The following is a 24739-nucleotide window of genomic DNA, read 5'->3' as shown; positions in this document are numbered from 1 at the left end:
AAAGTAATTTATTGTTCCTGATTGGCGTCTACATTACACCTTTTATCCTTCGTGCACCTTGCAAGCATCAACTTCTGGCGGCTCCAGTAAATTATGTTTATTCATTCGGTGCGGAAAATCGCTGTCAGCCCGGTGCAAATGCCATGAAGCGCAGCAGCGCAGGACTGGCGACGCCAAGGCGCCGTACCAGGCTGGTTTCGCACCCCGGAACGGCCTGGCCTTTGGCTACTGAGACTTTGCGATAGACGACGCCCGGCCTTTGAAATTGGCGAACGCTGTCGGGAACCCAGGCCACACCGATGCCCGCGGACACCAGGTTGACAATGGTCTGCATCTGGATGGCTTCCTGCGCCACGTGCGGCAAGCAACCGGCCGCGTGGTACATCGCAAAAATGGCGTCGTACAGCGAAGGCAGGATGCGGCGTGGAAAAATCACCAGCGGCTGGTCAAACAAGTTCTTCAGCGTCAGTGTGTCGCTGGCGGCCAAGGCGCTTTGCCCGGGCACGGCCACCACCAGTGACTCCCGGGCAATCAGCTGGCAGGCCAGGCCGGGCGGTGAAAATCCGGGTGAATGCAGCATGAAGCCGGCATCAATTTCACCGCGCCCAATGGCTTCAAGCTGGACATCGCCTGTCGCTTCAATCAGTTCAAGCTGCACCTTGGGATGCTGCTCGCGAAAGGCGCGAACCCAGCGCGGCAGCACATCAAACCCGACCGTCGAGACAAAGGCCAGCCGCAAGCGCCCCGCTTCGCCGTCGGCGCTGGCGCGTGCAAAAACCGGCAAGGCACTGGCGCGGGCCAGCAGGTCGCGCGCTTCGGGCACCAGGGCGGCGCCCGCCGCAGTCAGTTGCACGCTGCGCTTGGTGCGGTCAAACAGCCTGAGCCCCAGCACCGCCTCCAGTTGGGCAATGGCCTGGGTCAGCGGCGGCTGGGTCATGTTCAGACGTTGCGCAGCCCGACTGAAATGCAGCTCTTCGGCTACCGCAACGAACTGCCGCCATAGCCGAAGTTCAATCAAATGGGGCGCGCGCGCGTCGGTTGATAGCTTTTTCTTCATATGCAACAGATATTAATACAGCATAAATAATGGATTGGAAAGAATCATTCAAAGCGCAGATACTTGGCGTTTCGCGTTAATCCCACAACCCATCAAGGCAAGCCCATGGAAACCAAAGTCATCGCCATCAACCGCCGGTCGGCCAATATCACCGAGGGCAAGTCGCGCGCGCCCAACCGCTCCATGTACTACGCCATGGGCTACGAGGAAAGCGATTTCAAGAAGCCGATGATCGGCGTGGCCAACGGCCACAGCACCATCACGCCGTGCAACAGTGGCCTGCAAAAGTTGGCCGACGCAGCCATTGCCGCGATCGAGGAAGCCGGCGGCAATGCGCAGGTGTTTGGCACGCCAACGATTTCCGACGGCATGGCCATGGGCACTGAAGGCATGAAGTATTCGCTGGTCAGCCGCGAAGTCATTTCGGACTGCATCGAAACCTGCGTGCAGGGCCAGTGGATGGACGGCGTGCTGGTCATCGGCGGCTGCGACAAGAACATGCCCGGCGGCCTGATGGGCATGCTGCGCGCCAACGTGCCGGCCATCTATGTCTACGGCGGCACGATTCTGCCGGGCCACTACAAGGGCAAGGACCTGAACATCGTCAGCGTGTTTGAAGCCGTGGGCGAAAACGCCGCCGGCCGCCTGAGCGACGAAGACCTGCTGCAGATCGAGCGCCGCGCCATTCCCGGCACCGGCAGTTGCGGCGGCATGTACACCGCCAACACCATGTCCAGCGCGTTCGAGGCTTTGGGCATTTCGCTGCCCTACTCCAGCACCATGGCCAATCCACATGACGAAAAGCTCAATTCTGCGCAAGAATCGGCCCGGGTGCTGATCGAGGCGGTCAAGAAAGACATCAAGCCCTGCGACATCGTGACCCGCAAGTCCATCGAGAACGCCGTGGCTGTCATCATGGCCACCGGCGGCTCGACCAATGCGGTGCTGCATTTCCTGGCCATTGCCCATGCGGCCGGCGTCGAATGGACCATTGACGACTTCGAGCGTGTGCGCCAGAAAACGCCGGTGCTGTGCAACTTGAAACCTTCGGGCGAGTACCTGGCGGTGGACCTGCACCAGGCGGGCGGCATTCCGCAGGTCATGAAAATGCTGCTGGTTGCCGGCCTGCTGCATGGCGACTGCATCACCATTTCGGGCCAGACGATTGCCGAAGTGCTTTCAGACGTGCCCGATGCGCCGCGCGCCGACCAAGACGTGATTCGCCCCATCGACAAGCCGATGTATGCCCATGGCCATTTGGCAATTTTGAAAGGCAACCTCTCGCCCGAAGGCTGCGTGGCCAAGATCACCGGCCTGAAGAATCCGGTCATGACCGGCCCGGCGCGCGTGTTCGAGGATGAGCAGTCCGGACTGAAGGCGATTCTGGACGGCAAGATCGTGGCGGGCGATGTGATGGTGCTGCGCTACCTCGGTCCCAAGGGCGGCCCCGGCATGCCGGAAATGCTGGCACCCACGGGCGCACTGATAGGCGCCGGCCTGGGCGAAAGCGTCGGCTTGATTACCGACGGACGGTTCTCGGGCGGCACCTGGGGTATGGTTGTCGGCCATGTGGCGCCCGAAGCGGCGGCTGGCGGGAACATTGCGTTCATCCGCGAAGGTGATTCGATCACGATTGATGCCAACCAGTTGCTGCTGCAACTCAACATCAGCGATGCCGAACTTGAAAGCCGCAAGGTCGGCTGGACAGCCCCCGCTGCGCGCTACACGCGCGGCGTGCAGGCCAAGTTCGCATTCAACGCATCAAGCGCCAGCAAGGGTGCCGTACTTGACGACTATTGATGCCTGAGCCCTGAACAGCGACGTCAAAAGCCCGTGAGTTACAAACTTCACGGGCTTTTTACCTTCGTCAAGGCCGCTGTATAGCGAATGTCAACCGACGACTTCAAAGCCGTTTTTTGGATGTCAGGCCCAAGGCCGTGCGCTGCCTGTCAATGCGTTTTTTCTTGCGGTAATCCATCTTTTCAATCTCCTTGCGCTTGGTATAACCCGAAGCGTCAGCCCATGCCCACCAGACGGCAGCCAGCGCAAACGGCGACAAAACCAGCCACCAACTCCAACCGGCCACGGGTTCGGTTTGCAGGTATTTCAAAACCAGTCCCAAAACGCCAATCATTAACAAATACATGCCGAACTCCTGAAATCGGACGGGCCGCCTGCGGGTGGTGACCGTGGTTCACAGTCAACGCCCGCCTCTACAATCACGTTAAATCACTGTAACCGAATCCATCACCCTTTACGAATGAGGCATCCCATGAAACTGAAGCGCACTCTTTTGGCATTTGCTTCCGTGGCGGCAGGTTTTGCAGTCTGTGCGCCGGCCATGGCTGACTTGCAACTGGCGACGGCCAAAAACTGCATGGCCTGCCACGCCGTTGATAAAAAACTGGTCGGACCTTCTTACAAGGACGTGGCGGCCAAATATGCAGGACAGGCTGACGCTGTGGCAAAACTGGAGGCCAAAGTCCTCAAGGGAGGGGCTGGCGTCTGGGGGCCTGTGCCAATGCCGGCAAATGCGCAGGTCACGCCAGCAGAGGCCAAGCAACTGGTCGCCTGGATTCTGGCGCAAAAGTGACCACGCTGCGTGTGGTCGCCGAAGCAGCGGACCGCACACTGGCAGCTAAAAAAAAGCCCGTCGATTGACGGGCTTTTTTTATGGGCCGATCCAGTCGGCCCTGCAAAAACGTTAAAGGTTTTGCGTCAGTTGCTCCAGAATCGCCGGATTTTCAAGCGTCGAGGTGTCTTGTGGTGCCGTCTCGCCCTTGGCTACGCCCCGCAGCAGCCGGCGCATGATCTTGCCGCTGCGCGTCTTGGGCAGGTTGTCGCCAAAGCGAATGTCCTTGGGCTTGGCAATAGGTCCGATTTCCTTGCCAACCCAGTCGCGCAACTCTTTGGCTATCGCCTTGCCTTCATCGCCAGTGGGACGTGAACGCTTGAGCACCACGAAAGCCACGATAGCCTCGCCGGTCAGGTCGTCAGGACGGCCTACCACGGCGGCTTCGGCCACCAGCGGATGCGCCACGAGTGCCGACTCGATTTCCATCGTGCCCATGCGATGGCCCGACACGTTCAGCACGTCGTCGATGCGGCCGGTGATGCGGAAGTAGCCATTGTCGATATTGCGCACGGCGCCATCGCCGGCCAAATAAAGCTTGCCGCCCATTTCTTCAGGGAAGTAGCTTTTCTTGAAACGCTCCGGATCGTTCCAGATGGTGCGGATCATCGACGGCCAGGGGCGCTTGACGACCAGCATGCCTCCCGAACCGTTGGGCACGTCGTTGCCGGTTTCATCGACGATGGCGGCCATGATGCCGGGCAGCGGCAGCGTGCAACTGCCGGGAACCAGCGGTGTAGCACCAGGAAGCGGCGTGATCATGTGGCCGCCGGTCTCGGTCTGCCAGAAGGTGTCGACCACCGGGCAGCGCTCGTGGCCGATGTGCTTGTAGTACCACATCCAGGCTTCGGGGTTGATCGGTTCGCCCACCGAGCCCAAAATGCGCAGGCTGCTCAGGTCAGAGCGGTCAGGATGCACGGCCGCATCGGCATCGGCTGCCTTGATCAGCGAGCGGATGGCAGTCGGCGCGGTGTAGAAGATCGTGACCTTGTGCTTTTCGATCATCTGCCAGAAGCGGCCGGCGTTCGGGTAGGTCGGAATGCCTTCGAATACCACCTGCGTGGCACCGGCCGCCAGCGGGCCGTAGGTGATATAGGTGTGGCCGGTGATCCAGCCGATGTCGGCGGTGCACCAGAACACGTCGGATGGTTGCAGATCGAAGGTCCAGTCCATCGTCAGCTTGGCCCACAGCAGGTAGCCGCCGGTGCTGTGCTGCACGCCCTTGGGTTTGCCGGTGGAGCCGGAGGTGTAGAGCACGAACAGCGGATGCTCGGCACCGACGAATTCGGGCTCGCACACCGGGTTCGCCTTGGCGGTGACTTCGTGCATCAGGCTGTCGCGGCCTTCGACCATGTTGCACGCGGTCGGTGTGCGTTGGTAAACGATTACGTTCTTGATCGACTCGCAGCCGCCCATCGCAATGCCGTCATCGACGATGGCCTTGAGCGGCAGCTCCTTGCCGCCGCGCAACTGATAGTTGGCGGTGATGACCGCCACGGCGCCGGCGTCCTGGATGCGTTCCTGCAGGCTCTTGGCCGAAAAGCCGCCGAACACCACAGAATGCGTGGCACCGATGCGGGCACAGGCCTGCATGGCGACAATGCCTTCAATTGTCATCGGCATGTAGATGACGACGCGGTCGCCCTTGTGCACACCCATTTCCTTGAGCGCGCTGGCAAACTGGCTGACCCTGGCGTGCAGTTCCTTGTAGGTGACGTTGGTGACCTGGCCGTCGTCGCTCTCAAAAATGATGGCCTTCTTGCTTTCCGTCGGCGTGCCCAGGTGGCGGTCCAGACAGTTGTAGGAGGCATTCAACTCGCCATCGGCAAACCATTGGTAGAACGGAGCATTGGATTCATCCAGCACCTGGGTGAACGGCTTGTTCCAGCTCAGGTTTTCACGCGCCAGCCGGGCCCAGAAACCTTCGAAATCGTTTGCGGCTTCCGCGCACAGGGCGTTGTAGCCCTCCATGCCGGAAATACGGGCTGACTGCATGATGGCAGCGCTGGGTGGAAACACGCGGTTTTCAACCAATGTGGACTGGATGGAATTGTCAGGGGTGCTCATTAATCATGTCTCCTTGGGTCATTGAATCGAGCGTACTTTCGGCCCTCGCACTTACAGGCCACTGACGTGCTTCCAGCTTAATCCATGTAATTCGGCAGGGGTTCGGCGCGTCCTACAATTCCCAACCTTCAGCAACGGTTTTCCCCATGTCTCTACCTCCCCCCAAAAAACTCATATCGCTTCGGCCTTTGCCCAACCTGATCTTCGCCAGCCGCTGGCTGCAGGTTCCGCTGTATCTGGGGCTGATCGCGGCCCAGGGTGTCTATGTCTTCCATTTCCTGGTGGAATTGCTGCACCTGATCGAGGCGGTCTTTGGCAGCCAGACGGCCTTGCAGGCGCTGATCACGAGCATTGGCTACAAGACCAGCGCGCCCGTGACCACGCTGAACGAGACCGTCATCATGCTGGTGGTGCTGGCGTTGATTGACGTGGTCATGATTTCCAACCTGCTGATCATGGTGATCGTCGGGGGTTATGAAACCTTTGTCAGCCGCCTGGACCTGGAAGGCCACCGTGACCAGCCGGAGTGGCTGAGCCATGTGAATGCTTCCGTGCTCAAGGTCAAGCTGGCCACCGCCATCATCGGCATCAGCTCGATTCACCTGCTCAAGACCTTCATCAATGCAGACAACTACACCGACCGGGTGCTGATTGCGCAAACAGTGATCCACATCACCTTCCTGCTCAGCGCCCTGGCGATTGCCGCAACCGACCGGATGATGTCGCACAGCCAGAAACCCTACTGAATCCTTCGAAATACTTCACATGACCCTCCTGCTCTTCATCGGCGGCCTGATCGGACTGGTTCTGGGCGCTGAGCTGCTGGTCCGGGGCGCATCGAAGCTGGCGCTGTCGTTCGGCATCTCGCCGCTGGTGGTGGGCCTGACGATCGTGGCTTTCGGCACCAGCGCGCCTGAAATGGCTGTATCGACGGCTGCGGTGCTGAACGGCCAGACCGACATTGCCATTGGCAACGTGGTCGGCAGCAACATTTTTAACGTGTTGTTCGTGCTGGGCGTGTCGGCGCTGATCACGCCCTTGATCGTCAACATTCAGCTGATCCGTCAGGAAGTCCCCATCATGATCGGGGCGTCGCTGCTGCTGCTGGCGCTGGGCCTGGACGGTCGGATCAGCCTGATGGATGGGGCGGTTTTGTTTTCCCTGGTACTGGCCTACACGGTGTTTCTGATCGTGCAGTCGCGCGCCGAAAGCAAGGCCGCACAAAACCATTATTCGGCTGAATTCACACCCGCTGCGCCAGGCGGCTGGGACTCGAAACTTCCGGCCCAGCTGCTGCTGATCGTTGCCGGCCTGGGCCTGCTGGTGCTTGGTTCGGACTGGCTGGTCACGGCATCGACCATTTTTGCCAAGGCGCTGGGCGTGAGCGACCTGGTGATTGGCCTGACCATCGTGGCCGCCGGAACATCCATGCCCGAAGTGGCGACCTCGGTCATGGCGGCCATCAAGGGCGAGCGCGACATCGCGGTCGGCAACGTGGTCGGCAGCAGCACCTTCAACATCCTGGGCTGCGCGGGGCTGGCGGGCGTTGTCTCGGGTGATCTGGGCCTGGCGATGCCGACCGCCATCCTGAACTTCGACATCTGGGTGATGATTGCCGTGTCACTGGCCTGCCTGCCGATTTTCATGACCGGGCGCGAAATTGCCCGCTGGGAAGGCGGCGTCTTTGTTCTTTACTATGCCGCCTACGTCGCTTACCTGATTCTGGCCACGCAGCAGCATGCGGCACTGGGTGCGTTCTCGACGGCCATGATGAGTTTCGTGATTCCGATCACGCTCATCACGCTGATCGTGGTGTTGATACGGCGTGAAAAGACCCCGGATCGCCCGCGCTGAGTACCGGCCCGTAAGGCCCGCCGGGGACGCAGGCGTCTTGCCGGGGGATCAATTTCACATGCGCGGGCCGTAAAAACCAGCCCACTAAAATGACCGCTCGCCAAAGGACGCTTCCAAACCTTGTTACTCCTGATCATTCTCTTGCCACTGCTGGCTGGAACCCTCCTCACCGGCTGGTCCGGCGCTCAACGGTCTGCGGGCGCCCGTGGCCGCACAGCCTGGCTGGCCGCGGCAGTCACTGCCGCCAGCCTGGCGTTGCTGCTGATCCGAGCGCCTGCCGTGATGCGCGGCGAAGTGCTCTACGAATTCATCCCCTGGGTGCCGGAAATCGGCCTGAACCTGGGATTGCGGCTCGATGGCCTGTCGCTCATGTTCGCGCTGCTGATCACCGGCATCGGCCTGCTGATCATCCTGTACGCGCACTTCTACCTTGGCAAGGACGATCCGGTCGGCAAGTTCTACAGCACGCTGATGCTGTTCATGGCGGCGATGCTGGGGATTGCGCTGTCGGACAACCTGCTGCTGCTGATCGTGTTCTGGGAACTCACCAGCATCTCGTCGTTCTTGCTGGTCGGCTACTGGCAGCATCGGGCCGATGCGCGCGAAGGCGCACGCATGGCGCTGGCCATCACCGGCGGCGGCGGCCTGGCCATGCTGGGCGGCTTCATCCTGTTGGGCCAGATTGCCGGCACTTATGAACTGAGCCAGATGATTGGCCAGGGGGCGCAAATCCAGCTTGACGCTCGCTACCCCGCCGCGCTGATTTTGATCCTGCTCGGCTGTTTCACCAAAAGCGCGCAGTTCCCTTTTCACTTCTGGCTGCCGCAGGCCATGGCGGCGCCCACGCCGGTGTCAGCCTATCTGCATTCGGCCACCATGGTCAAGGCCGGCATTTTCCTGCTGGCCCGCCTGACACCCATCATTGGCGGCACTGAGCTGTTTGCCGGCCTGGTCAGCACCACCGGACTGGTGACCATGGCGTTTGCCGCCTTCATTGCGATTTTCAAGCACGACCTCAAGGCCCTGCTGGCCTACTCGACCATCAGCCACTTGGGGCTGATCACGTTTTTGATTGGCCTGGGCTCGCCGCTGGCGGCGGTCGCGGCGCTGTTCCACATTCTGAACCATGCCAGCTTCAAGGCCTCGCTGTTCATGATTGCCGGCATCATCGACCATGAAACCGGCACGCGCGACATGCGCCTGCTCGGCGGACTGCGCCATCTCATGCCCTGGACCGCGACGCTGGCCATGATAGCGGCCGCCTCCATGGCGGGCGTGCCGCTGTTCAACGGCTTTTTGTCCAAGGAAATGTTCCTGACCGAGAGCGTGACTTTCGCTCAGGCGGGCGGCTGGCGCTGGCTGGTGCCGGCCGTTGCCACACTGGCCGCGCTGCTCAGCGTGGCCTACTCGGTGCGGCTGGTTCACGACATCTTTTTCAACGGACCGGCACGCAACCTGCCGCACCCGCATCCGCATGAACCGCCGCTGGGCATGAAGATGCCGGTGATCTTGCTGGCGCTGGTCTGCATTGCGGTCGGCATCCTGCCTTCGCTTCTCCTGGGGCCGATGGTGCTGGTGGCCGCCACCGCCATGCTGGGCACCGCGCCGCCGGAATTCCAGCTGGCGATCTGGCACGGATTCAACCTGCCTCTGGTGCTAAGCATGCTGGCGCTGGCCGGAGGTGCCGCCGTGTATTTCACCCTGGCGCGCGGTGGCCGGCTGCACCGCCTGGATTCCGAAAACTGGTTCGGCCTGCTGACCGGGCTGAAGCTGTTCACGCGCGGCATCGACCGCCTGTTTGGCAGCGCGGGCCGCATCACCGCGCTGCTGGAGACCTATTCCCTGCAGCGCTACATTGCCTGGATGCTGATCGCCACTCTGGTGGTGGCTGCCTCGCCGTTCTTGTCGGGCGATGCGCCGGGCACCGGTTCGCGCACGCTGCTTCCCGTCAGCCTGCCGGCGCTGGTGCTCTGGGGTCTGCTGCTGATGGCGTGTGCATGGCTGGCCTTGCGCCACCATGACCGCTTCCAGTCAGTCGTCGTGGCCGGGGTGATCGGGCTGGTCACTTCCCTGACCTTCGTCAGCCTGTCGGCGCCCGACCTGGCGCTCACGCAGCTCACCGTGGAAGTGGTCGCTACCGTGCTGCTGCTCATGGGCCTGGCGCTGCTGCCCCGGCAAACGCCGCGCGAATCCACCAGGGCCCGCCGGCTGCGCGATGGCGTTCTGGCGCTGGGCGGCGGCTCGGGCATGGCCTGGCTGGCCTGGGTGATGCTGACGCGCGACCATGACTCGATTGCCTGGTATTTCCTGAACAACTCGGCGGTGGCCGGCGGCGGCACGAATGTGGTCAACGTGATCCTGGTGGACTTCCGGGGTTATGACACCTTTGGCGAAATCACCGTACTGGCGATTGCCGCCGTCGGCGTGCTGGCGCTGATGGACGGCATGCGCACACGCCGCCCGGTGACGGACGGCAGCGGCCTGCCCTGGACTTTTGCCCATCAGCCGTTGATGCTGCGCGTGGCGGCGCGCATGGTGCTTCCACTGGCGCTGGTGGTCACGCTTTATATCTTCATGCGCGGCCACAACCAGCCGGGCGGCGGCTTCATTGCCGGGCTGATCACCGCAGTAGCGCTGGTGCTTCAGTACATGGCCAGGGGCCAGTCGCGTGCCGAGGCGCTGCTGGGGGCGGATGGCGGAGGCCGCTTCGTGCGCTGGATCGGCCTGGGGCTGGGCATTGCCGGGCTGACGGGCATCGGCGCTTTCGCGCTGGGCCAGCCTTTCCTGACCAGTGCCCACGGCCATCCTTTCGTGCCGCTGCTGGGCGAGTTGCCGCTGGCTACAGCCGCGCTGTTCGACCTGGGCGTGTACATCACTGTGGTCGGCGCCACGCTGCTGACGCTGTCCACCCTGGGCACCGTGTCCCGCGAAACCGGTGCGGCCCCGTTGCCAAGCCCCAACAAAGGAGTTCAACCATGAGTCTCGAATTCCTGGTGGCCAGCGGCATTGGCGCTGTCACCGCCACCGGCATTTACCTTGTCCTGCGCGGACGCACCTGGCCTGTGGTGCTAGGTATGAGCCTGCTGGGTTATGCCGTCAATGTGTTCATCTTTGCCATGGGCCGACTCTGGCAGGATGCGGCGCCCATCCTGACCGCCACCGGCCGCGTTGCCGACCCGCTGCCGCAGGCGCTGGTGCTCACGGCCATCGTGATCGGCTTTGCCACCACCGGCTTTGTGATTGAACTGGCACTGCGCAGCCGCCATGAATCGGACAGCGACCATGTGGATGGGCATGAGCCCGGCCACCGCCCAGGCCATGCCCGGGACGATACGGCATGAATTACTCGACTGACCTTCTGAACGTATTTTTTTCCACGCACCTGCCGGTGTTGCCGGTGCTGCTGCCGATGTTTACCGCAGTCGCCCTGCTCCTCATGGGCGACGAGGGCGGCGAGGCCAGCCACGGCGGCAAGTTACAGCAACGCAGGCGGCTGCTCAGCTTTGCCTCGGTGGTGCTGGGCGCCGTGCTGGCCTGGCGACTCATGACCGAGGCCTCTTCAGGCGTCCTGAACATTTACCCCCTGGGCGGCTGGCCCGCGCCCTTTGGCATCGTGCTGGTCATCGACCGACTGAGCGCCATGATGCTGGCCTTGACCTGGACCATTGCCGTCCCTGTGCTCTGGTATGCCGCCGGCGGCTGGGATGCGCGCGGACGGCACTTTCACACCCTGTTCCACTTTCTGCTCATGGGCCTGTCGGGTGCCTTCGTGACCGGCGACCTGTTCAACCTGTTCGTATTTTTTGAAGTGCTGCTGATCGCGTCGTATGTGCTGCTGGTGCATGGCCAGGGCCGCGAGCGCTTCAGGGCTGGCGTTCACTATGTCGTGCTGAACCTGGTGGCCTCGGCACTGTTTCTGGTGGGTCTGGCCATTATTTACGGCGTGGCGGGCACGCTCAACATGGCGGATCTGGCGCTGCGCGTTGCCCGGCTCGGCCCTGAAGAGGCCGCGCTGTTCAAGTCTGGCGCCATGGTGCTGCTGGTGGTGTTCGGCCTGAAGGCGGCCATCGTGCCGCTCTACCTGTGGCTGCCCAACACCTACGCCGCAGCCAGTGCGCCGGTCACCGCGATGTTTGCCATCATGACCAAGGTCGGCGTGTACAGCATCATTCGTGTGCATGGTGTGATTTTGGGCGAAGGCGCGGGACATGCCGCGCTGGCGGCCCAGTCCTGGCTGCTGCCCGTGGCGCTAACAACGGTTGTGCTGGGCGTGTTGGGCGCGCTGGCCGCGCACAGCCTGGCGCGGCTGGTGGCTTACCTCGCGGTAGCCTCGGTCGGCACCATCCTGGCGGCGGTCGGGCTGTACACACCGGCCGCCCTGTCGGCAGCGCTCTACTACATGATGCACAGTACGCTGGTGGCGGCGGCGCTGTTCCTGCTGGTCGAACTGGTGGCCTCCCAGCGTGGCGATTCAGGTGACCGGCTGCAACCTGCGGCGCCTGTAGCCCAGCCCATTTTGCTGGGAATGATGACGCTGCTGGGCGCCGCCTCCGTGGCCGGCCTGCCGCCGCTGCCCGGCTTTCTGGGCAAGCTCATGATTCTTGAAAGCTCGTCCTTGACGCCCGCCCATGCGTGGGTATGGAGCGTGGTGCTGGTGACCAGCGTCATGACGATGGTCGGCCTGGCGCGCGCAGGCTCCATTCTTTTCTGGAACGTCCTGCCCGAACGGCCAACTGGCACGGTGTCGATTCGCGCCGGCACCAGTTTGCGCCTGACACGCGCCACGCTGGGCCTGCTCGGTTTGAGCCTGCTGCTGGCCGTGGCGGCCTCGCCGCTCAAGCGCTACACCGATGCGGCGGCGCTTCAACTGACTGACCGGGCCGCCTATGCGCAAGCCGTGCTGGGCCGTGTAGGCGGGACTGCTGCCGACACGGCCCGACCTTACAAGGCTGGCGCAGGAGAAGTGGTGTTGCCTGCGCAGAAAGAAAAGCCATGAACAAGACAGAAAAGTCACGCTGGTTCGGACACCCCTGGCTGTCAATACTCCTGGCTGTCAGCTGGCTGTTGCTGCAACACACGCTGGCACCCTTTCACCTGATTTCGGCGGTCCTGATCGGCCTGGCCGTGCCGCGCCTGCTGCACGGTTTCTTGCCCATCTCCGAGCCCATGCGCTGGTTGCCGGCCGTGCGGCTGCTGGGGGTCGTGCTGTGGGACATCGTGGTGTCCAACATCACGGTGGCGCGGCTGGTGCTGGGTCCGATATCGCGGCTGCAGCCCGCCTGGATCACGGTGCCGCTGGCGCTCAGCCACCCCACCGCCATTTCGCTGCTCGCCAGCATCATCACCACCACGCCTGGCACGGTGTCGTGCACCATCGACGAAAAGAGTTGCTCTATTCTGGTTCACGCACTGAACTGCACCGATCCCGCGCAGATGGTGGCCGACATCCAGACGCGCTACGAGCGCCCGCTGCTGGCGATCTTTGAATGCCCGCTGCAGAACACAGGCAAAACATACAACACAAAGCAAACCGCGAAAAAAGGAGAAGGCCCATGAACATCAACCTCCTGGCGCTGGCGCTCGACATTGCCACGGGCGCGGTGTCGCTGGCCCTGCTGCTGTGCGCCTGGCGCCTGGTGCGCGGCCCCCATGTCGTCGATCGTGTGCTGGCCATTGACACGCTTTACATCAACGCCGTGGCGCTGGTGGTGTTGCTGGGCATCCGCCTGCACACCGCGCTGCTCTTCGAGGCGGCACTGATCATCGCGATGCTGGGTTTCGTCTCCACTGTGGCGCTGGCACGTTACCTGACGCGCGGCGACGTCATCGAATGAAACAAAAGGAATGACCATGGCGCTTCATCCTGTTATCGAAGGGCTGGCCGCAGTCTTGCTGCTGGTAGGCGCTTTTTTCCTGCTGGTGGGTGCGATTGGCCTGGTGCGTCTGCCCGACTTTTTCATGCGCCTGCATGCCCCAACCAAGGCTTCGACTCTGGGCATCGGTGGCCTGCTGCTGGCCAGCATGCTGCTGGCCGCCGACCAGGGACGCGCCGGTTTTGCGGAACTGTTGATCACCCTGTTCGTGTTTGTGACCGCCCCGGTCTCGGCGAACATGATGGCGCAGGCGGCGCTGCACCTGCTCGTTCCCGGCAAGGTGCTTCCCCCCGATGACGCCGTGCCCGGGCGCCAGTCTTCCTGAGCCCGTAATGACGTCTACCTACCTTGTGGCCAGACCTTCTTTGACCATCTCCCTCGGTCTGCAGCGCCGCCCACCTCTGCCCTGCCACTGACCCGACCAAATTTTCAAGCCAATTGAGCTCCATGCGTCTATCCGGCATGCGAAAAATGCTATTTTTTTAATAGCGAAGACAAACAAAGATTTTTAGCATCAACACTGGCCATGCCTGGCTTGGTCAGCGAAAAAACCATGGCTGTTGACTTTAAAATAGCTAATCGATATAATTAGTGACTTTCTTACTACCCAAAACATAGGTAGTTCCGCTTTTACAAAGCTACACCCCGGCAAGGTATTGCGGATTTTGTCGTGCCGACAAGATCTTTTGCCTTCCTGCCCGCGCCGTGCACCGCACAGCGCCTGCGTTATTCAAAAGTCCTCTGTCCAGACCTCTTTTGCTGAAACGCACTCCATGGCATGCCATGAAAGCCAACAGGTCACAGCGATGTGTCCTTCCGCCTTTTCCGGCCCTCCGGTGTTCGTTGTGCCACCGGCGTGGCTACCCGATCTTGGAAAAATTCAGGAGTCTCTTGCATGGCAATCCTGCAGGCAAGTTGATTATTCCCTTCACCCCACAACAGAAAGTCCACCCGCATGGCCAAACAAATCATCATCGACCATGTGTTCAAGGTTTTCGGCGACGAACCGCAAGCCGCCCTTGAACTCGTCAACCAAGGCTGCACCAAGGAAGAAATCCTGGCCCGCACCGGCGCCACGATCGGCGTTTTCGACGCCAGCCTGACCATCGAGGCGGGCGAGATCTTCGTCGTCATGGGCCTGTCGGGTTCAGGCAAGTCCACACTGGTGCGCCTGCTCAACCTGCTGATCGAACCCACCGCCGGCCGCATCCTGATCGATGGCGCCGACATCGGCAACCTGACCGACAAACAGCTGCGTGCCCTGCGACGCAAGGACATCAGCATGGTGTTCCAGTCGTTCGCACTGATGCCGCACATGACGGTGCGGGACAACACCGCGCTGGGCCTGGAACTGGCCGGCGTGAACCGCGCCGAGCGCCATGCGGCAGCCGACCAGGCCCTCGACCAGGTCGGTCTGGCCGGCTGGGGTTCCAGCTACCCCGACGAACTGTCGGGCGGCATGCAGCAGCGCGTGGGCCTGGCCCGCGCGCTGGCCTCGGACCCGTCCATCTTGCTGATGGACGAGGCGTTTTCAGCGCTGGACCCGATCATCCGCACCGAAATGCAGTCCGAGCTGCTGCGCCTGCAGCAGGTCAAGCGCCGCACCATCGTCTTCATCTCGCACGACCTGGACGAGGCCATGCGCATCGGTGACCGCATTGCCATCATGAAGGATGGCCACGTGGTGCAGGTCGGCACGCCGGACGAGATTTTGCGCAACCCGGCTGACGCCTATGTGCGCAGCTTCACCCACGGGGTCGATGCCGCGGCCGTCTTCAAAGCCGCCGACATTGCCCGAAGGTCCCAGATCGTGGTCGCCGAACACGCCAACAGCGGCTCGCGTGCCGCGCTCAAGATGCTGGAAGACCGGGACCGGGAATACGCCTATGTGGTCAGCCCCAAGGATCAGTACCTTGGCGTCGTCTCGGCAGATTCGCTGCGCAAGGCGCTGCATGGCCATGTCGGACCGCTGGGCCTGGCGCACGCCTTTTTGCCTGACGTGCTGCCGATAGCCGCTGACGATTCGGTCAACGGCCTGTATGGCCAGGTCGCGCAGTGCCCTTACCCCGTGCCGGTGACAGCGCCTGACGGGAAGTTCCGAGGCGCCATCAGCAAAACCACGCTGCTGAAATTCCTTGACCGCGACACCCCTTCCGTGCCCGCACAGTGATCCTGAAAGAATGCCCATGAACGAAACCAACACCTCCAGCACCCTGACCACCATCAATGACAGAGCGCCTGCAACGGCAGCCGCACCGCCGCAACTCGACCCTTGGGGCATGCCGATAGAGTCCACTGTCGCCATTGACAGCGGCAGTTCGGCGCCGGCACAGTTCGATGCCTGGGGGATGCCGGTCGAAGGCGCGCCGGCCGCCGCCCCTGCAGACGCATGGCAAACCGCCACGCAACCGACAGAAACCGTCAGCGGTGCCAGCGACTGGCTTGATGCGCCCGCGATGGACGCCGAGGCCGTCACCGGCTTTCAGATCCAGCAACTGTGGGACGGCTCATTGCCCGTTGAGAGCTGGATCAATCAGGGGCTGGAGTGGGTGGTGGACAACTTCCGTCCCTTTTTCCAGGCCGTGCGCGGGCCGATTGACAGCACCCTGACCGGCGTTGAAGGCTTGCTGCAAAGCGTGCCGTCGTTGGCAATGATTGCCTTCATCGGCCTGCTGGCCTGGCAGTTCACGGGCCGCGCGCTGGCCATTGGTGCCGTCGTGTCGCTGCTGCTGGTGGCAATGCTGGGCATCTGGCCCGAAGCCATGGTGACGCTGTCGCTGGTGCTAACTTCGCTGGCGTTTTGCCTGGTGGTGGGCCTGCCGGCAGGCATTTTGCTGGCCAGCAGCGACCGCGCCATGCGCCTGACACGTCCGCTGCTGGACGCGATGCAGACCACGCCCGCCTTTGTCTACCTGGTGCCGGTGGTGATGCTGTTCGGCATTGGCAACGTTCCTGGCGTGATTGTCACCATCATCTTTGCGCTGCCGCCGCTGATTCGGCTGACCAACCTGGGCATTCGCCAGGTACGGCCTGACCTGATCGAGGCCGCCCGCGCCTATGGCGCCTCGCCGCTGCAGATGCTGCTCAAGGTACAGCTGCCGCTGGCCATGCCGTCCATCATGGCCGGTGTCAACCAGACGCTGATGCTGTCGCTGTCCATGGTGGTGATCGCCTCGATGATCGCCGTGGGCGGCTTGGGCCAGATGGTGCTGCGCGGCATTGGCCGGCTCGACATGGGCCTGGCCACCGTCGGCGGGCTGGGGATCGTGCTGCTGGCCATCACGCTGGACCGCATCACCCAGTCCCTGGGCCAACCACGCCGGGGTGTGCGCCACTGGTGGCAAACCGGCCCGGCCGGCCTGGTCTGGGCATTGCTCAAATCCAGTCAGCCAGCGCCAGCCTCAATCACGCCTGTTGCCCAGTAACCGTTCCCCTGTCTCCACCGCCATTTTCTTTAACCCTTGAAAAGGATTCTTCCTGATGATGAACACTCGCAACTTCACGCACACCCTGATTGCCGGCGGCCTGCTGGCCTTCGGACTGGCTGGCCATGCCGCCGCCGACCTGCCCGGAAAGGGCGTCAAGGTTCAACCGCTGCAAAGCGCGATTGCCGAAGAAACCTTCCAGACCCTGCTGGTCAGCCGCGGGCTGGAAAAACTGGGTTTTGATGTGCAGCCGATCAAGGAGATCGAAGCGGCCACTGGCCACGTTGCCATTTCCAACGGCGACGCCACCTTTTTGGCCGACCACTGGGACCCGCTGCATGCCGACTTCTACAAGAACGGCGGCGGCGACACCAAGCTGTTTCGCAAGGGCGTGTACTCCAGCAATGCCGCGCAGGGCTACCTGATCGACAAAAAGACCGCTGAAAAATACAACATCACCCACATCGACCAGCTCAAAGACCCCAAGCTGGCCAAGCTGTTTGATTCCACAGGCGACGGCAAGGCCGACCTGACCGGCTGCAACCCAGGCTGGGGATGCGAAGCCGTGATCGAGCACCAGCTCACCGCCTTCGGCTTGCGCGACAGCGTCTCCCATGCGCAGGGCACCTACTCGGCACTGATCGCCGACACCATCACGCGCTTCCAAAAAGGCCTGCCGGTTCTGTACTACACCTGGACCCCGTACTGGGTCAGCGGCGTGCTGCGTCCTGGCAAGGATGTGGTCTGGCTCGAAGTACCGTACTCGTCCCTGCCCGGCGAGCAATCCAAGCTCGACACCAAGTTGCCCAATGGCAAGAACTACGGCTTCACGCTGAACACCCAGCGCATTGTGGCCAACAAGACCTTCACCGACCAGAACCCGTCGGCCGCCAGGCTGTTTGAAGTGATGCGCCTGCCCGTCGGCGACATCAACGCACAGAACCAGCGCATGAAGAACGGCGAAAACACGCAGGCAGACATTGCCCGCCACACCGATGCCTGGATCAAAGGCCACCAAAAGACCTTTGACAGCTGGATTGCACAAGCCATGGCTGTTGCTAAAAAGTAAGTCAAATCAGCCTGATTGGCTACTGGTCTCAGACTTTTCTTCCCTGTCATTCCCGCGAAGGCGGGAATCCAGTGCTCGATGTCTCAGGTATGCATCTGATCAAGAAAATTAGCCTCTAGCGCCCATCCACATTGCACAAGCAGCTATGCAATCAATAGCACTGGTGCGATGTGGGAATGGGCCGGGCGCGGGCAGTGACTTCCACCACGGGACAACCTGTCCGCCCTCACTTCACTCAAAAAGGAACCCGTCCAACAGATGATGATCAACACCCGCAACTTCACCCGAACCCTGCTCGCCGCAGGCCTGCTGACCCTGGGCCTGGCAGCACATGCCGCCGCCGACCTGCCCGGCAAAGGCGTCAAGGTACAGCCGCTGCAAAGCGCGCTGACCGAGGAAACCTTCCAGACCCTGCTGGTCAGCCGTGCCCTGCAAAAACTCGGCTACGACGTCAGCCCGATCAAGGAAGTCGAATACCCCACGGCCCACATTGCCGTGGCCAACGGCGACGCTACTTTTATGGCCAACCACTGGAACCCGCACCACGCCGAGTTCTACAAGAACGCCGGCGCCGATGCCAAGATGTCGCGCAAGGGCGTTTACTCGGCCGGTGCGGTCCAGGGCTACATGATTGACAAGAAAACTGCCGACCAGTACAAGATCACCAGCATCGGCCAGCTCGCAGACCCGAAACTGGCCAAGCTGTTTGACATCACTGGCGACGGCAAGGCCAACCTGGTGGGCCCCAGTGCCGGCTGGGGCGGTGAAGCCGTCGTCGAGCATCAGCTCACCACCTTCAAGCTGCAGGGCACCGTCACCTACACGCAGGGCAACTACCCCGCGCTGATCGCTGACACCGTGGCCCGCTTCAAGGCCGGCAAGCCTGTGCTGTACTACGCGTGGACGCCATACTGGCTGAGCAATGTGCTGCGCCCTGGCCAGGAATCAGTGTGGCTGGAAGTGCCGTTTTCGGCCATGCCTGGCGTACAGGCTGGCATGGACACCAAGCAGGCCAATGGCAAGAACTACGGCTTTCCGCTGAACAACGAGTACATCGTGGCCAACAAGGTGTTTGTCGAAAAAAACCCGGCGGCGGCCAAGCTGTTTGAAGTCATGGTGCTGCCGATTGGCGACATCAGCTCGCAAAACAGGCGCCTGAATGATGGCGAGAACAAGCAGCGAGACATCGAACGCCATACCGATGGCTGGATCAAGGGGCACCAGAAAACCTTTGACGGCTGGATCGCACAGGCCATGGCTGCTGCCAAATAAGCATTAATAATGCCTTCTGCGCAAGCAGGACGGGCGCTGTCAGCTATTTAAACCATAGCGGCAGCGCTTTTTTCATGGCGGCTTCAAATTTTGTTAAGCAGCGCCATTCTTCCCTGGCTTTTGGCCAATGGGCACCGCGCATCTCGCAGCCGGTTCAGCCGGGCCAGGCCTGACGTTCTGACAGCGCGGCTTCACGCAGGCACTCCAGGTCCGGCTCGTACAGGCCGGCATGCTTGGCCCGCTGGATCGCATCCCGGGACAGATGATCAAGCATCGCGTTGAATGCCGTGTGGTTCAGCCGCCTGAGGGAGGCCAGCGCGTGCTGCAGCGCCACGCCCACATCCACCGCCAGCGCGCCATGCCGGGCCAGCGGATCAAACACATCGGTCAACATGCCTGCCTCGTGCAAATTCGGCGCGGACACACGGTCGAACTCGGGATGGTTTGCCTGGGAAGCATCGGATTCCATACACTTGATTTGCGCCCGCTGTTCATCAACCCAGTAGATCATCGTCCTGACGGCGGTTGCCAGCACTTCAATCGCCGTGCCGGGGTCATTCACCGCCGGCGACAAGGCGCGCGCAGCAATCTCGCCCATCACCCGCAGCCCAAAACGCGGGTCGTGGTCGAAGGTTCTTGCCGCACCAATCAACACGGCGTCAGCCAATGCCTTGCAGTCTTTCTGGTCAAGCAATCGCGTGCTGCTGGCAATCACCATTGAGGTCTCGACAAAGTCCCCCGGCTGGACATGCAGGTGAATCATGGCGTCGGTGCGCTTCGCGCATTCCTGCAAGATATCCATCGACACATGCTGCACAAAACCCGTGGCCGGCGCACGCAGGGTGTGCTCGCCACGGGCGTCTTCGGTTTGCTTCAGGCCGCCCATGAAAGGCTTTTTCAGGCGCTGCGCCATCGCCTTGGTGGTGGCCGATTCGACCCGGCTGATGGTTTCGCCCAGGCGCCCCAGCACCGACAGATAGTCCAGCCAGCGCAACAGCACGACCACCACCACCAGCAAGACGAGAAGCGTGAAACCAAACAGCACCAAGCGCCCACCGCCGCCATAAATCTGGGCATTGAGCCCGACCAGCGCGATCACGCTGTATAAAAAAGCCCCCACAAACGTGGCCAGCGCATTCTGGATGGTGTTGTCTTCGATCAACAGCTGGGACGCACGCGGCGTGGCCGTGCTGGCCACGGCCGAAAACGAGGCCACCATGGTGCTGGCAGAAAAAACTGACACGGTCAGCATGCTGGTGGCCAAAATGTTGAGCAGGCTGCCAATGGAGTCAGACCCCAGCTTGAACGCAATGTCTTCGGGAATGAGCGGCCCGAGGACCTTTGCCAGCGTCACCGCCAGCAACGCCACCAGCGAAAACAGCGCGCACCGCACCCAGGTTTTGTGCAGCAGCCGCTGCAGCAGATAGAGAAGCTTTTCCGACATGCAGGAAGTATCGCCCGGAGCGCCTACCGACCGGTCATGCTGGCCGGATCAACCCAGGCATCGAACTGCATGGCCGTGACGTGGCCCGAGGCCAGCGCCGCCTCGCGCAGGCTGGTGCCTTCCTTGTGCGCCTTCTTGGCAATGAACGCCGCCTTGTCATAGCCGATGTGCGGGTTCAGCGCAGTCACCAGCATCAGTGAGCGGCTGACCAGCTCGGCAATGCGCTCGCGGTTTGGCTCGATGCCAATGGCGCAGTGGTCGTTGAAGCTCACCATGCCATCGGCCAGCAGACGAACGCTTTGCAAAAAGTTGTACGCAATCATGGGCCGGAACACGTTCAGCTCGAAGTTGCCGGACGCACCACCAAAGTTGATCGCCACATCGTTGCCGAACACCTGCGCGGCCAGCATGGTCAGCGCTTCGCTTTGCGTCGGGTTGACCTTTCCCGGCATGATCGACGAGCCGGGCTCGTTCTCCGGAATGCTGAGTTCGCCAATGCCGCTGCGCGGGCCGCTGGCCAGCCAGCGTACGTCGTTGGCGATTTTCATGAGGCTGGCGGCCAGGGTTTTGAGCGCGCCGTGGGCATGCACCAGCGCGTCGCACGACGCCAGCGCCTCGAACTTGTTTGGCGCGGTGATGAAAGGCAGGCCGGTCAGCAGCGCCAGTTCGGCCGCAACCTGTTCGGCATAGCCTTTCGGTGCATTCAGCCCGGTGCCGACTGCCGTGCCGCCCAGCGCCAGTTCATACAAGTGCGGCAGCGCATCGCGCACATGCTTTTCGCCGTGCGCCAGTTGGGTCACGTAGCCCGAGAATTCCTGGCCCAGGCTCAAGGGCGTAGCGTCCTGCAAATGCGTGCGGCCGATTTTCACGATGCCATCAAAGTCGAGCGCCTTTTGCGCCAGCGTGCTGCGCAACTTTTCCAGCGCCGGCAGCAGCCGGTTCGTGATGCCGATGACCGCCGACACATGCATCGCCGTGGGAAACACGTCATTCGACGACTGGCTGCGGTTCACATCGTCATTCGGATGGATGAGCCGCCCATCGCCGCGTTCGCCACCCAGCAATTCGCTGGCGCGGTTGGCCAGCACTTCATTCATGTTCATGTTGGTCTGCGTGCCCGAACCGGTTTGCCAGACCACCAGCGGAAACTCGTCCGGATGCCGGCCAGCGATGACTTCATCGGCCGCGTCCACGATGGCGCGGGTTTTTTTCTCGTCCTGCAGGCCCAGCGCCTGGTTGACCAAGGCCGATGAGCGCTTGACCTTGGCCAGCGCCCGGATCAGCTCGACCGGCTGGCGTTCGCCGGAAATATCGAAATTTTTCAAGGAACGCTGGGTTTGCGCGCCCCAGAGACGGTCGGCCGGAACGTCGATCTGGCCGAAAGTGTCGCGTTCGGTGCGGGTGGTGGCAGCTGAACTCATGGTGTAAGGCCTGACCTGTCAAAATGGAGGGTGATGTTTCAGCATAGCCGCGAATCAAAGTAATCAAAAGCAAACCCCGTCAGCGGGCGTTGCCTCGATCCACTCCACCTACCCAAGCCCATGACCACCATCAAACAAGCCGACCTCATCGAATCCGTGGCCGCTGCCCTGCAGTTCATCAGCTACTACCACCCCGCCGACTACATTGCCCACCTGGCGCGCGCCTATGAACGCGAGCAAAGCCCCGCCGCCAAAGACGCCATTGCGCAAATTTTGACCAACAGCAAGATGAGCGCGACCGGCCACCGGCCGATCTGCCAGGACACCGGCATCGTCAATGTGTTTTTGAAAGTCGGCATGGACGTTCGCTGGGACGGCTTCACCGGCAGCATTGACGACGCCATCAACGAAGGCGTTCGCCAAGGCTACAACCATCCCGACAACACGCTGCGCGCCAGCGTCGTGGCCGATCCGCAGTTCGACCGCAAGAACACCAAGGACAACACGCCAGCCGTGATCTTCACCGAAATCGTGCCTGGCAACACGGTCGAAGTCACGGTTGCGGCCAAGGGCGGCGGCTCCGAAAACAAAAGCAAGATGGCCATGCTCAACCCCGGGGACTCGGTGGTTGACTGGGTCTTGAAGACCGTGCCGACCATGGGTGCCGGCTGGTGCCCGCCCGGCATGCTCGGCATCGGCATTGGCGGCACCGCTGAAAAAGCCGTGCTGATGGCCAAGGAAAGCCTGATGGACGACCTGGACATGTACGAGCTGCAGGCCAAGGCCGCCAGCGCCAAGACCGGCGGCGAAACGCTGACCAAGGTTGAAGCCCTGCGCCTGGAACTGTTCGACAAGGTCAACGCCCTGGGCATCGGCGCGCAGGGCCTGGGTGGACTGACGACCGTGCTCGACGTGAAGATCAAGCTGTACCCGACGCACGCGGCCAGCAAGCCGGTCGCGATGATCCCCAACTGTGCCGCCACGCGCCACGCGCATTTCGTGATGGACGGCAGCGGCCCGGTGTACCTGACGCCGCCGTCGCTCGACACCTGGCCTGACGTCAACTGGACGCCTGACTATAAAAAGAGCAAGAAGGTCAATCTGAACACGCTGACGAAAGAAGAGGTCGCCAGCTGGAATCCGGGCGAGACGCTGCTGCTCAACGGCAAGATGCTGACCGGCCGCGACGCCGCGCACAAGCGCATTGCCGACATGCTGGCCAGGGGTGAAAAGCTGCCGGTCGATTTCACCAACCGCGTGATTTACTACGTTGGCCCGGTTGATCCGGTCAAGGGCGAAGCGGTGGGCCCGGCCGGTCCGACGACGGCGACGCGCATGGACGGCTTCACCGAAATGATGCTGGCGCAGACCGGCCTGATCTCGATGGTCGGCAAGGCCGAACGCGGCCCGGTCGCCATCGAAGCCATCAAAAAGCACAAAAGCGCTTACCTGATGGCCGTGGGCGGCGCGGCCTACTTGGTGTCCAAGGCCATCAAGCATGCCGAAGTTGTCGGTTTTGCCGATCTGGGCATGGAAGCGATCTATGAATTCGACGTGGTGGACATGCCGGTGACCGTGGCGGTCGATTCGGGCGGCACCAGCGCGCACATCACCGGACCTGCAGAGTGGCAAAAACGCATTGCCATGAACGAGTTCAAGGACATTGCCGTTACCAGCGTTTGAACCGCGCCGAAATGCGTGAGGCGTCCCCTTCAAGCAAGGGCCGCGGATCCGGCTTTGCCAGTCCGCAGGTGGAGCAGCCCCCTCGGGGGGCAGAGAGCTGCACGCAGTGAGTGAACGTGGGGGCCAATCCATCGGCGTATTCGACAGCGGCATTGGCGGCCTGAGCGTGCTGAAGGCGCTGCGTGCCGACATGCCGCACGAGAACTTTATCTACATCGCCGACAGCGGCCATGCGCCCTACGGCGAGCGCGACACGGCGCATGTGCTCGCCCGTTCCCGCGCCATCGCTCAATATTTGGTCAGCCACAACGTCAAGGCGCTGGTGATAGCCTGCAACACGGCCACGGCAGCCGCCATCCACTTATTGCGTTCCGAGTATCCCGGGCTGGCGCTGATCGGCGTCGAGCCGGCGCTGAAGCCGGCCGTGGCGCTCAGCAGCACCGGGCGTATCGGCGTTTTTGCGACCCGGAGCACGCTTTGCAGCGCCAAGTTCCAGGCGCTGCTGGCGTCACAAGCCGCCAACATGACATTCGTCCTGCAGCCTTGTGATGGACTGGCGCACGCCATCGAGCGCAGCGCGCCAACTGGCGACACATCGGAAACCATAGCACTCTGCGCCCGCCACATCAGCGCAGCAGGGATTTTTGGCACTGAAAATGACCAGATCGACACGCTGGTGCTGGGTTGCACGCACTACCCGCTGGCCAGCGAGCAGTTGCGCGCCCTGCTCGGCCCCGGCGTGCGTCTGCTCGACAACGGCGAAGCAGTCGCCCGGCAGACACGGCAGCGTCTGCCCGCTTGCTTGAGGGCGGCGAATGCGCCACCGGGCCGGGTCAGCCTGTTCACGACCGGCGATCCACAGTCCCTGCAGTCAGCCGCCCGGCGCTGGCTGAATCTCTCGGCGTCTGTCGATTTGCTATCTATTTAATAGCTGTTAGTGCA

General features: G+C 62.0%; 21 protein-coding genes. 16 read left to right on the top strand and 5 right to left on the bottom strand.

Annotated elements, in window-relative coordinates; all coding sequences use genetic code 11:
• Positions 1-124 precede the first annotated feature (124 nt).
• Positions 125-1057, bottom strand: a complete 933-nt coding sequence (locus IWX85_RS11525) for a LysR family transcriptional regulator (RefSeq protein ID WP_196869818.1) — start codon at positions 1055-1057, stop codon at positions 125-127.
• 105 nt (positions 1058-1162) lie between these two features.
• Here IWX85_RS11525 and ilvD point away from each other — a divergent pair, with 105 nt between their 5' ends.
• Complete coding sequence (gene ilvD, locus IWX85_RS11520; RefSeq protein ID WP_036804797.1) at positions 1163-2857, top strand: dihydroxy-acid dehydratase; 1695 nt, start codon at positions 1163-1165, stop codon at positions 2855-2857.
• A gap of 103 nt (positions 2858-2960) precedes the next feature.
• Here ilvD and IWX85_RS11515 read toward each other — a convergent pair whose 3' ends face one another.
• Positions 2961-3203, bottom strand: coding sequence for a TIGR04438 family Trp-rich protein (locus IWX85_RS11515; RefSeq protein ID WP_196869817.1), 243 nt, complete (start codon positions 3201-3203; stop codon positions 2961-2963).
• Positions 3204-3329: 126 nt separating this feature from the next.
• Here IWX85_RS11515 and IWX85_RS11510 point away from each other — a divergent pair, with 126 nt between their 5' ends.
• Entirely contained in the window at positions 3330-3650 is a 321-nt protein-coding gene (locus IWX85_RS11510; protein WP_370584267.1) for a c-type cytochrome, read from the top strand.
• Between the two features lie 111 nt (positions 3651-3761).
• Here IWX85_RS11510 and acs read toward each other — a convergent pair whose 3' ends face one another.
• Positions 3762-5756 carry an acetate--CoA ligase gene (acs, locus tag IWX85_RS11505; protein ID WP_196869816.1) on the bottom strand — a complete coding sequence of 665 codons (1995 nt, stop codon included), beginning with the start codon at positions 5754-5756 and terminating at the stop codon, positions 3762-3764.
• 146 nt (positions 5757-5902) lie between these two features.
• Here acs and IWX85_RS11500 point away from each other — a divergent pair, with 146 nt between their 5' ends.
• The 12 genes from IWX85_RS11500 (at position 5903) to proX (IWX85_RS11445) (ending at position 19249) form a co-directional block, all read left to right on the top strand.
• A complete protein-coding gene (locus IWX85_RS11500; protein ID WP_036804803.1) occupies positions 5903-6502 on the top strand; it encodes a YqhA family protein in 600 nt (199 codons plus the stop codon).
• Between the two features lie 19 nt (positions 6503-6521).
• Entirely contained in the window at positions 6522-7610 is a 1089-nt protein-coding gene (locus IWX85_RS11495; RefSeq protein ID WP_196869815.1) for a calcium/sodium antiporter, read from the top strand.
• A gap of 120 nt (positions 7611-7730) precedes the next feature.
• A complete protein-coding gene (locus tag IWX85_RS11490) occupies positions 7731-10589 on the top strand; it encodes a monovalent cation/H+ antiporter subunit A (protein ID WP_196869814.1) in 2859 nt (952 codons plus the stop codon).
• A complete protein-coding gene (locus tag IWX85_RS11485) occupies positions 10586-10951 on the top strand; it encodes a Na+/H+ antiporter subunit C (RefSeq protein WP_036804809.1) in 366 nt (121 codons plus the stop codon). Before IWX85_RS11490 ends, IWX85_RS11485 begins: the two co-directional genes overlap by 4 nt.
• A complete protein-coding gene (locus tag IWX85_RS11480; protein WP_196869813.1) occupies positions 10948-12606 on the top strand; it encodes a monovalent cation/H+ antiporter subunit D in 1659 nt (552 codons plus the stop codon). The genes IWX85_RS11485 and IWX85_RS11480 overlap by 4 nt, the downstream gene beginning before the upstream one ends.
• Positions 12603-13166 carry a Na+/H+ antiporter subunit E gene (locus IWX85_RS11475; protein WP_196869812.1) on the top strand — a complete coding sequence of 188 codons (564 nt, stop codon included), beginning with the start codon at positions 12603-12605 and terminating at the stop codon, positions 13164-13166. The genes IWX85_RS11480 and IWX85_RS11475 overlap by 4 nt, the downstream gene beginning before the upstream one ends.
• A complete protein-coding gene (locus tag IWX85_RS11470; protein ID WP_196869811.1) occupies positions 13163-13444 on the top strand; it encodes a K+/H+ antiporter subunit F in 282 nt (93 codons plus the stop codon). The genes IWX85_RS11475 and IWX85_RS11470 overlap by 4 nt, the downstream gene beginning before the upstream one ends.
• A gap of 16 nt (positions 13445-13460) precedes the next feature.
• A complete protein-coding gene (locus IWX85_RS11465; RefSeq protein ID WP_036812254.1) occupies positions 13461-13808 on the top strand; it encodes a Na+/H+ antiporter subunit G in 348 nt (115 codons plus the stop codon).
• Positions 13809-14438: 630 nt separating this feature from the next.
• Positions 14439-15653 (top strand): glycine betaine/L-proline ABC transporter ATP-binding protein ProV, encoded by a 1215-nt coding sequence (gene proV / locus IWX85_RS11460; RefSeq protein WP_036804813.1) that lies wholly within the window; start codon positions 14439-14441, stop codon positions 15651-15653.
• A 10-nt stretch (positions 15654-15663) separates the two neighbouring features.
• Positions 15664-16908, top strand: coding sequence for a glycine betaine/L-proline ABC transporter permease ProW (gene proW / locus IWX85_RS11455; protein WP_370584266.1), 1245 nt, complete (start codon positions 15664-15666; stop codon positions 16906-16908).
• 58 nt (positions 16909-16966) lie between these two features.
• Positions 16967-17977 (top strand): glycine betaine/L-proline ABC transporter substrate-binding protein ProX, encoded by a 1011-nt coding sequence (gene proX, locus IWX85_RS11450; RefSeq protein WP_231379708.1) that lies wholly within the window; start codon positions 16967-16969, stop codon positions 17975-17977.
• A 258-nt stretch (positions 17978-18235) separates the two neighbouring features.
• On the top strand, positions 18236-19249 hold the full coding sequence (proX, locus tag IWX85_RS11445; RefSeq protein WP_196869809.1) for a glycine betaine/L-proline ABC transporter substrate-binding protein ProX: 1014 nt from the start codon (positions 18236-18238) through the stop codon (positions 19247-19249).
• A 154-nt stretch (positions 19250-19403) separates the two neighbouring features.
• Here the strand turns inward: proX (IWX85_RS11445) and IWX85_RS11440 are convergent, their stop codons facing one another.
• Both IWX85_RS11440 and fumC read right to left on the bottom strand, forming a co-directional pair.
• On the bottom strand, positions 19404-20693 hold the full coding sequence (locus tag IWX85_RS11440) for a DUF2254 domain-containing protein (protein ID WP_196869808.1): 1290 nt from the start codon (positions 20691-20693) through the stop codon (positions 19404-19406).
• Positions 20694-20716: 23 nt separating this feature from the next.
• Positions 20717-22114 (bottom strand): class II fumarate hydratase, encoded by a 1398-nt coding sequence (gene fumC / locus IWX85_RS11435; protein ID WP_196869807.1) that lies wholly within the window; start codon positions 22112-22114, stop codon positions 20717-20719.
• Positions 22115-22234: 120 nt separating this feature from the next.
• Here fumC and IWX85_RS11430 point away from each other — a divergent pair, with 120 nt between their 5' ends.
• Both IWX85_RS11430 and murI read left to right on the top strand, forming a co-directional pair.
• Positions 22235-23797 carry a fumarate hydratase gene (locus IWX85_RS11430; protein ID WP_196869806.1) on the top strand — a complete coding sequence of 521 codons (1563 nt, stop codon included), beginning with the start codon at positions 22235-22237 and terminating at the stop codon, positions 23795-23797.
• 106 nt (positions 23798-23903) lie between these two features.
• Positions 23904-24725 (top strand): glutamate racemase, encoded by an 822-nt coding sequence (gene murI / locus IWX85_RS11425; RefSeq protein ID WP_196869805.1) that lies wholly within the window; start codon positions 23904-23906, stop codon positions 24723-24725.
• Positions 24726-24739 lie beyond the last annotated feature (14 nt).

The organism is Polaromonas sp. CG_9.11, assembly GCF_015752225.1.
Lineage (GTDB): Bacteria > Pseudomonadota > Gammaproteobacteria > Burkholderiales > Burkholderiaceae_C > Polaromonas.
The sequence above is the reverse complement of the archived record's forward strand: the minus strand, read 5'-3'. Positions and strand labels throughout refer to the sequence as shown.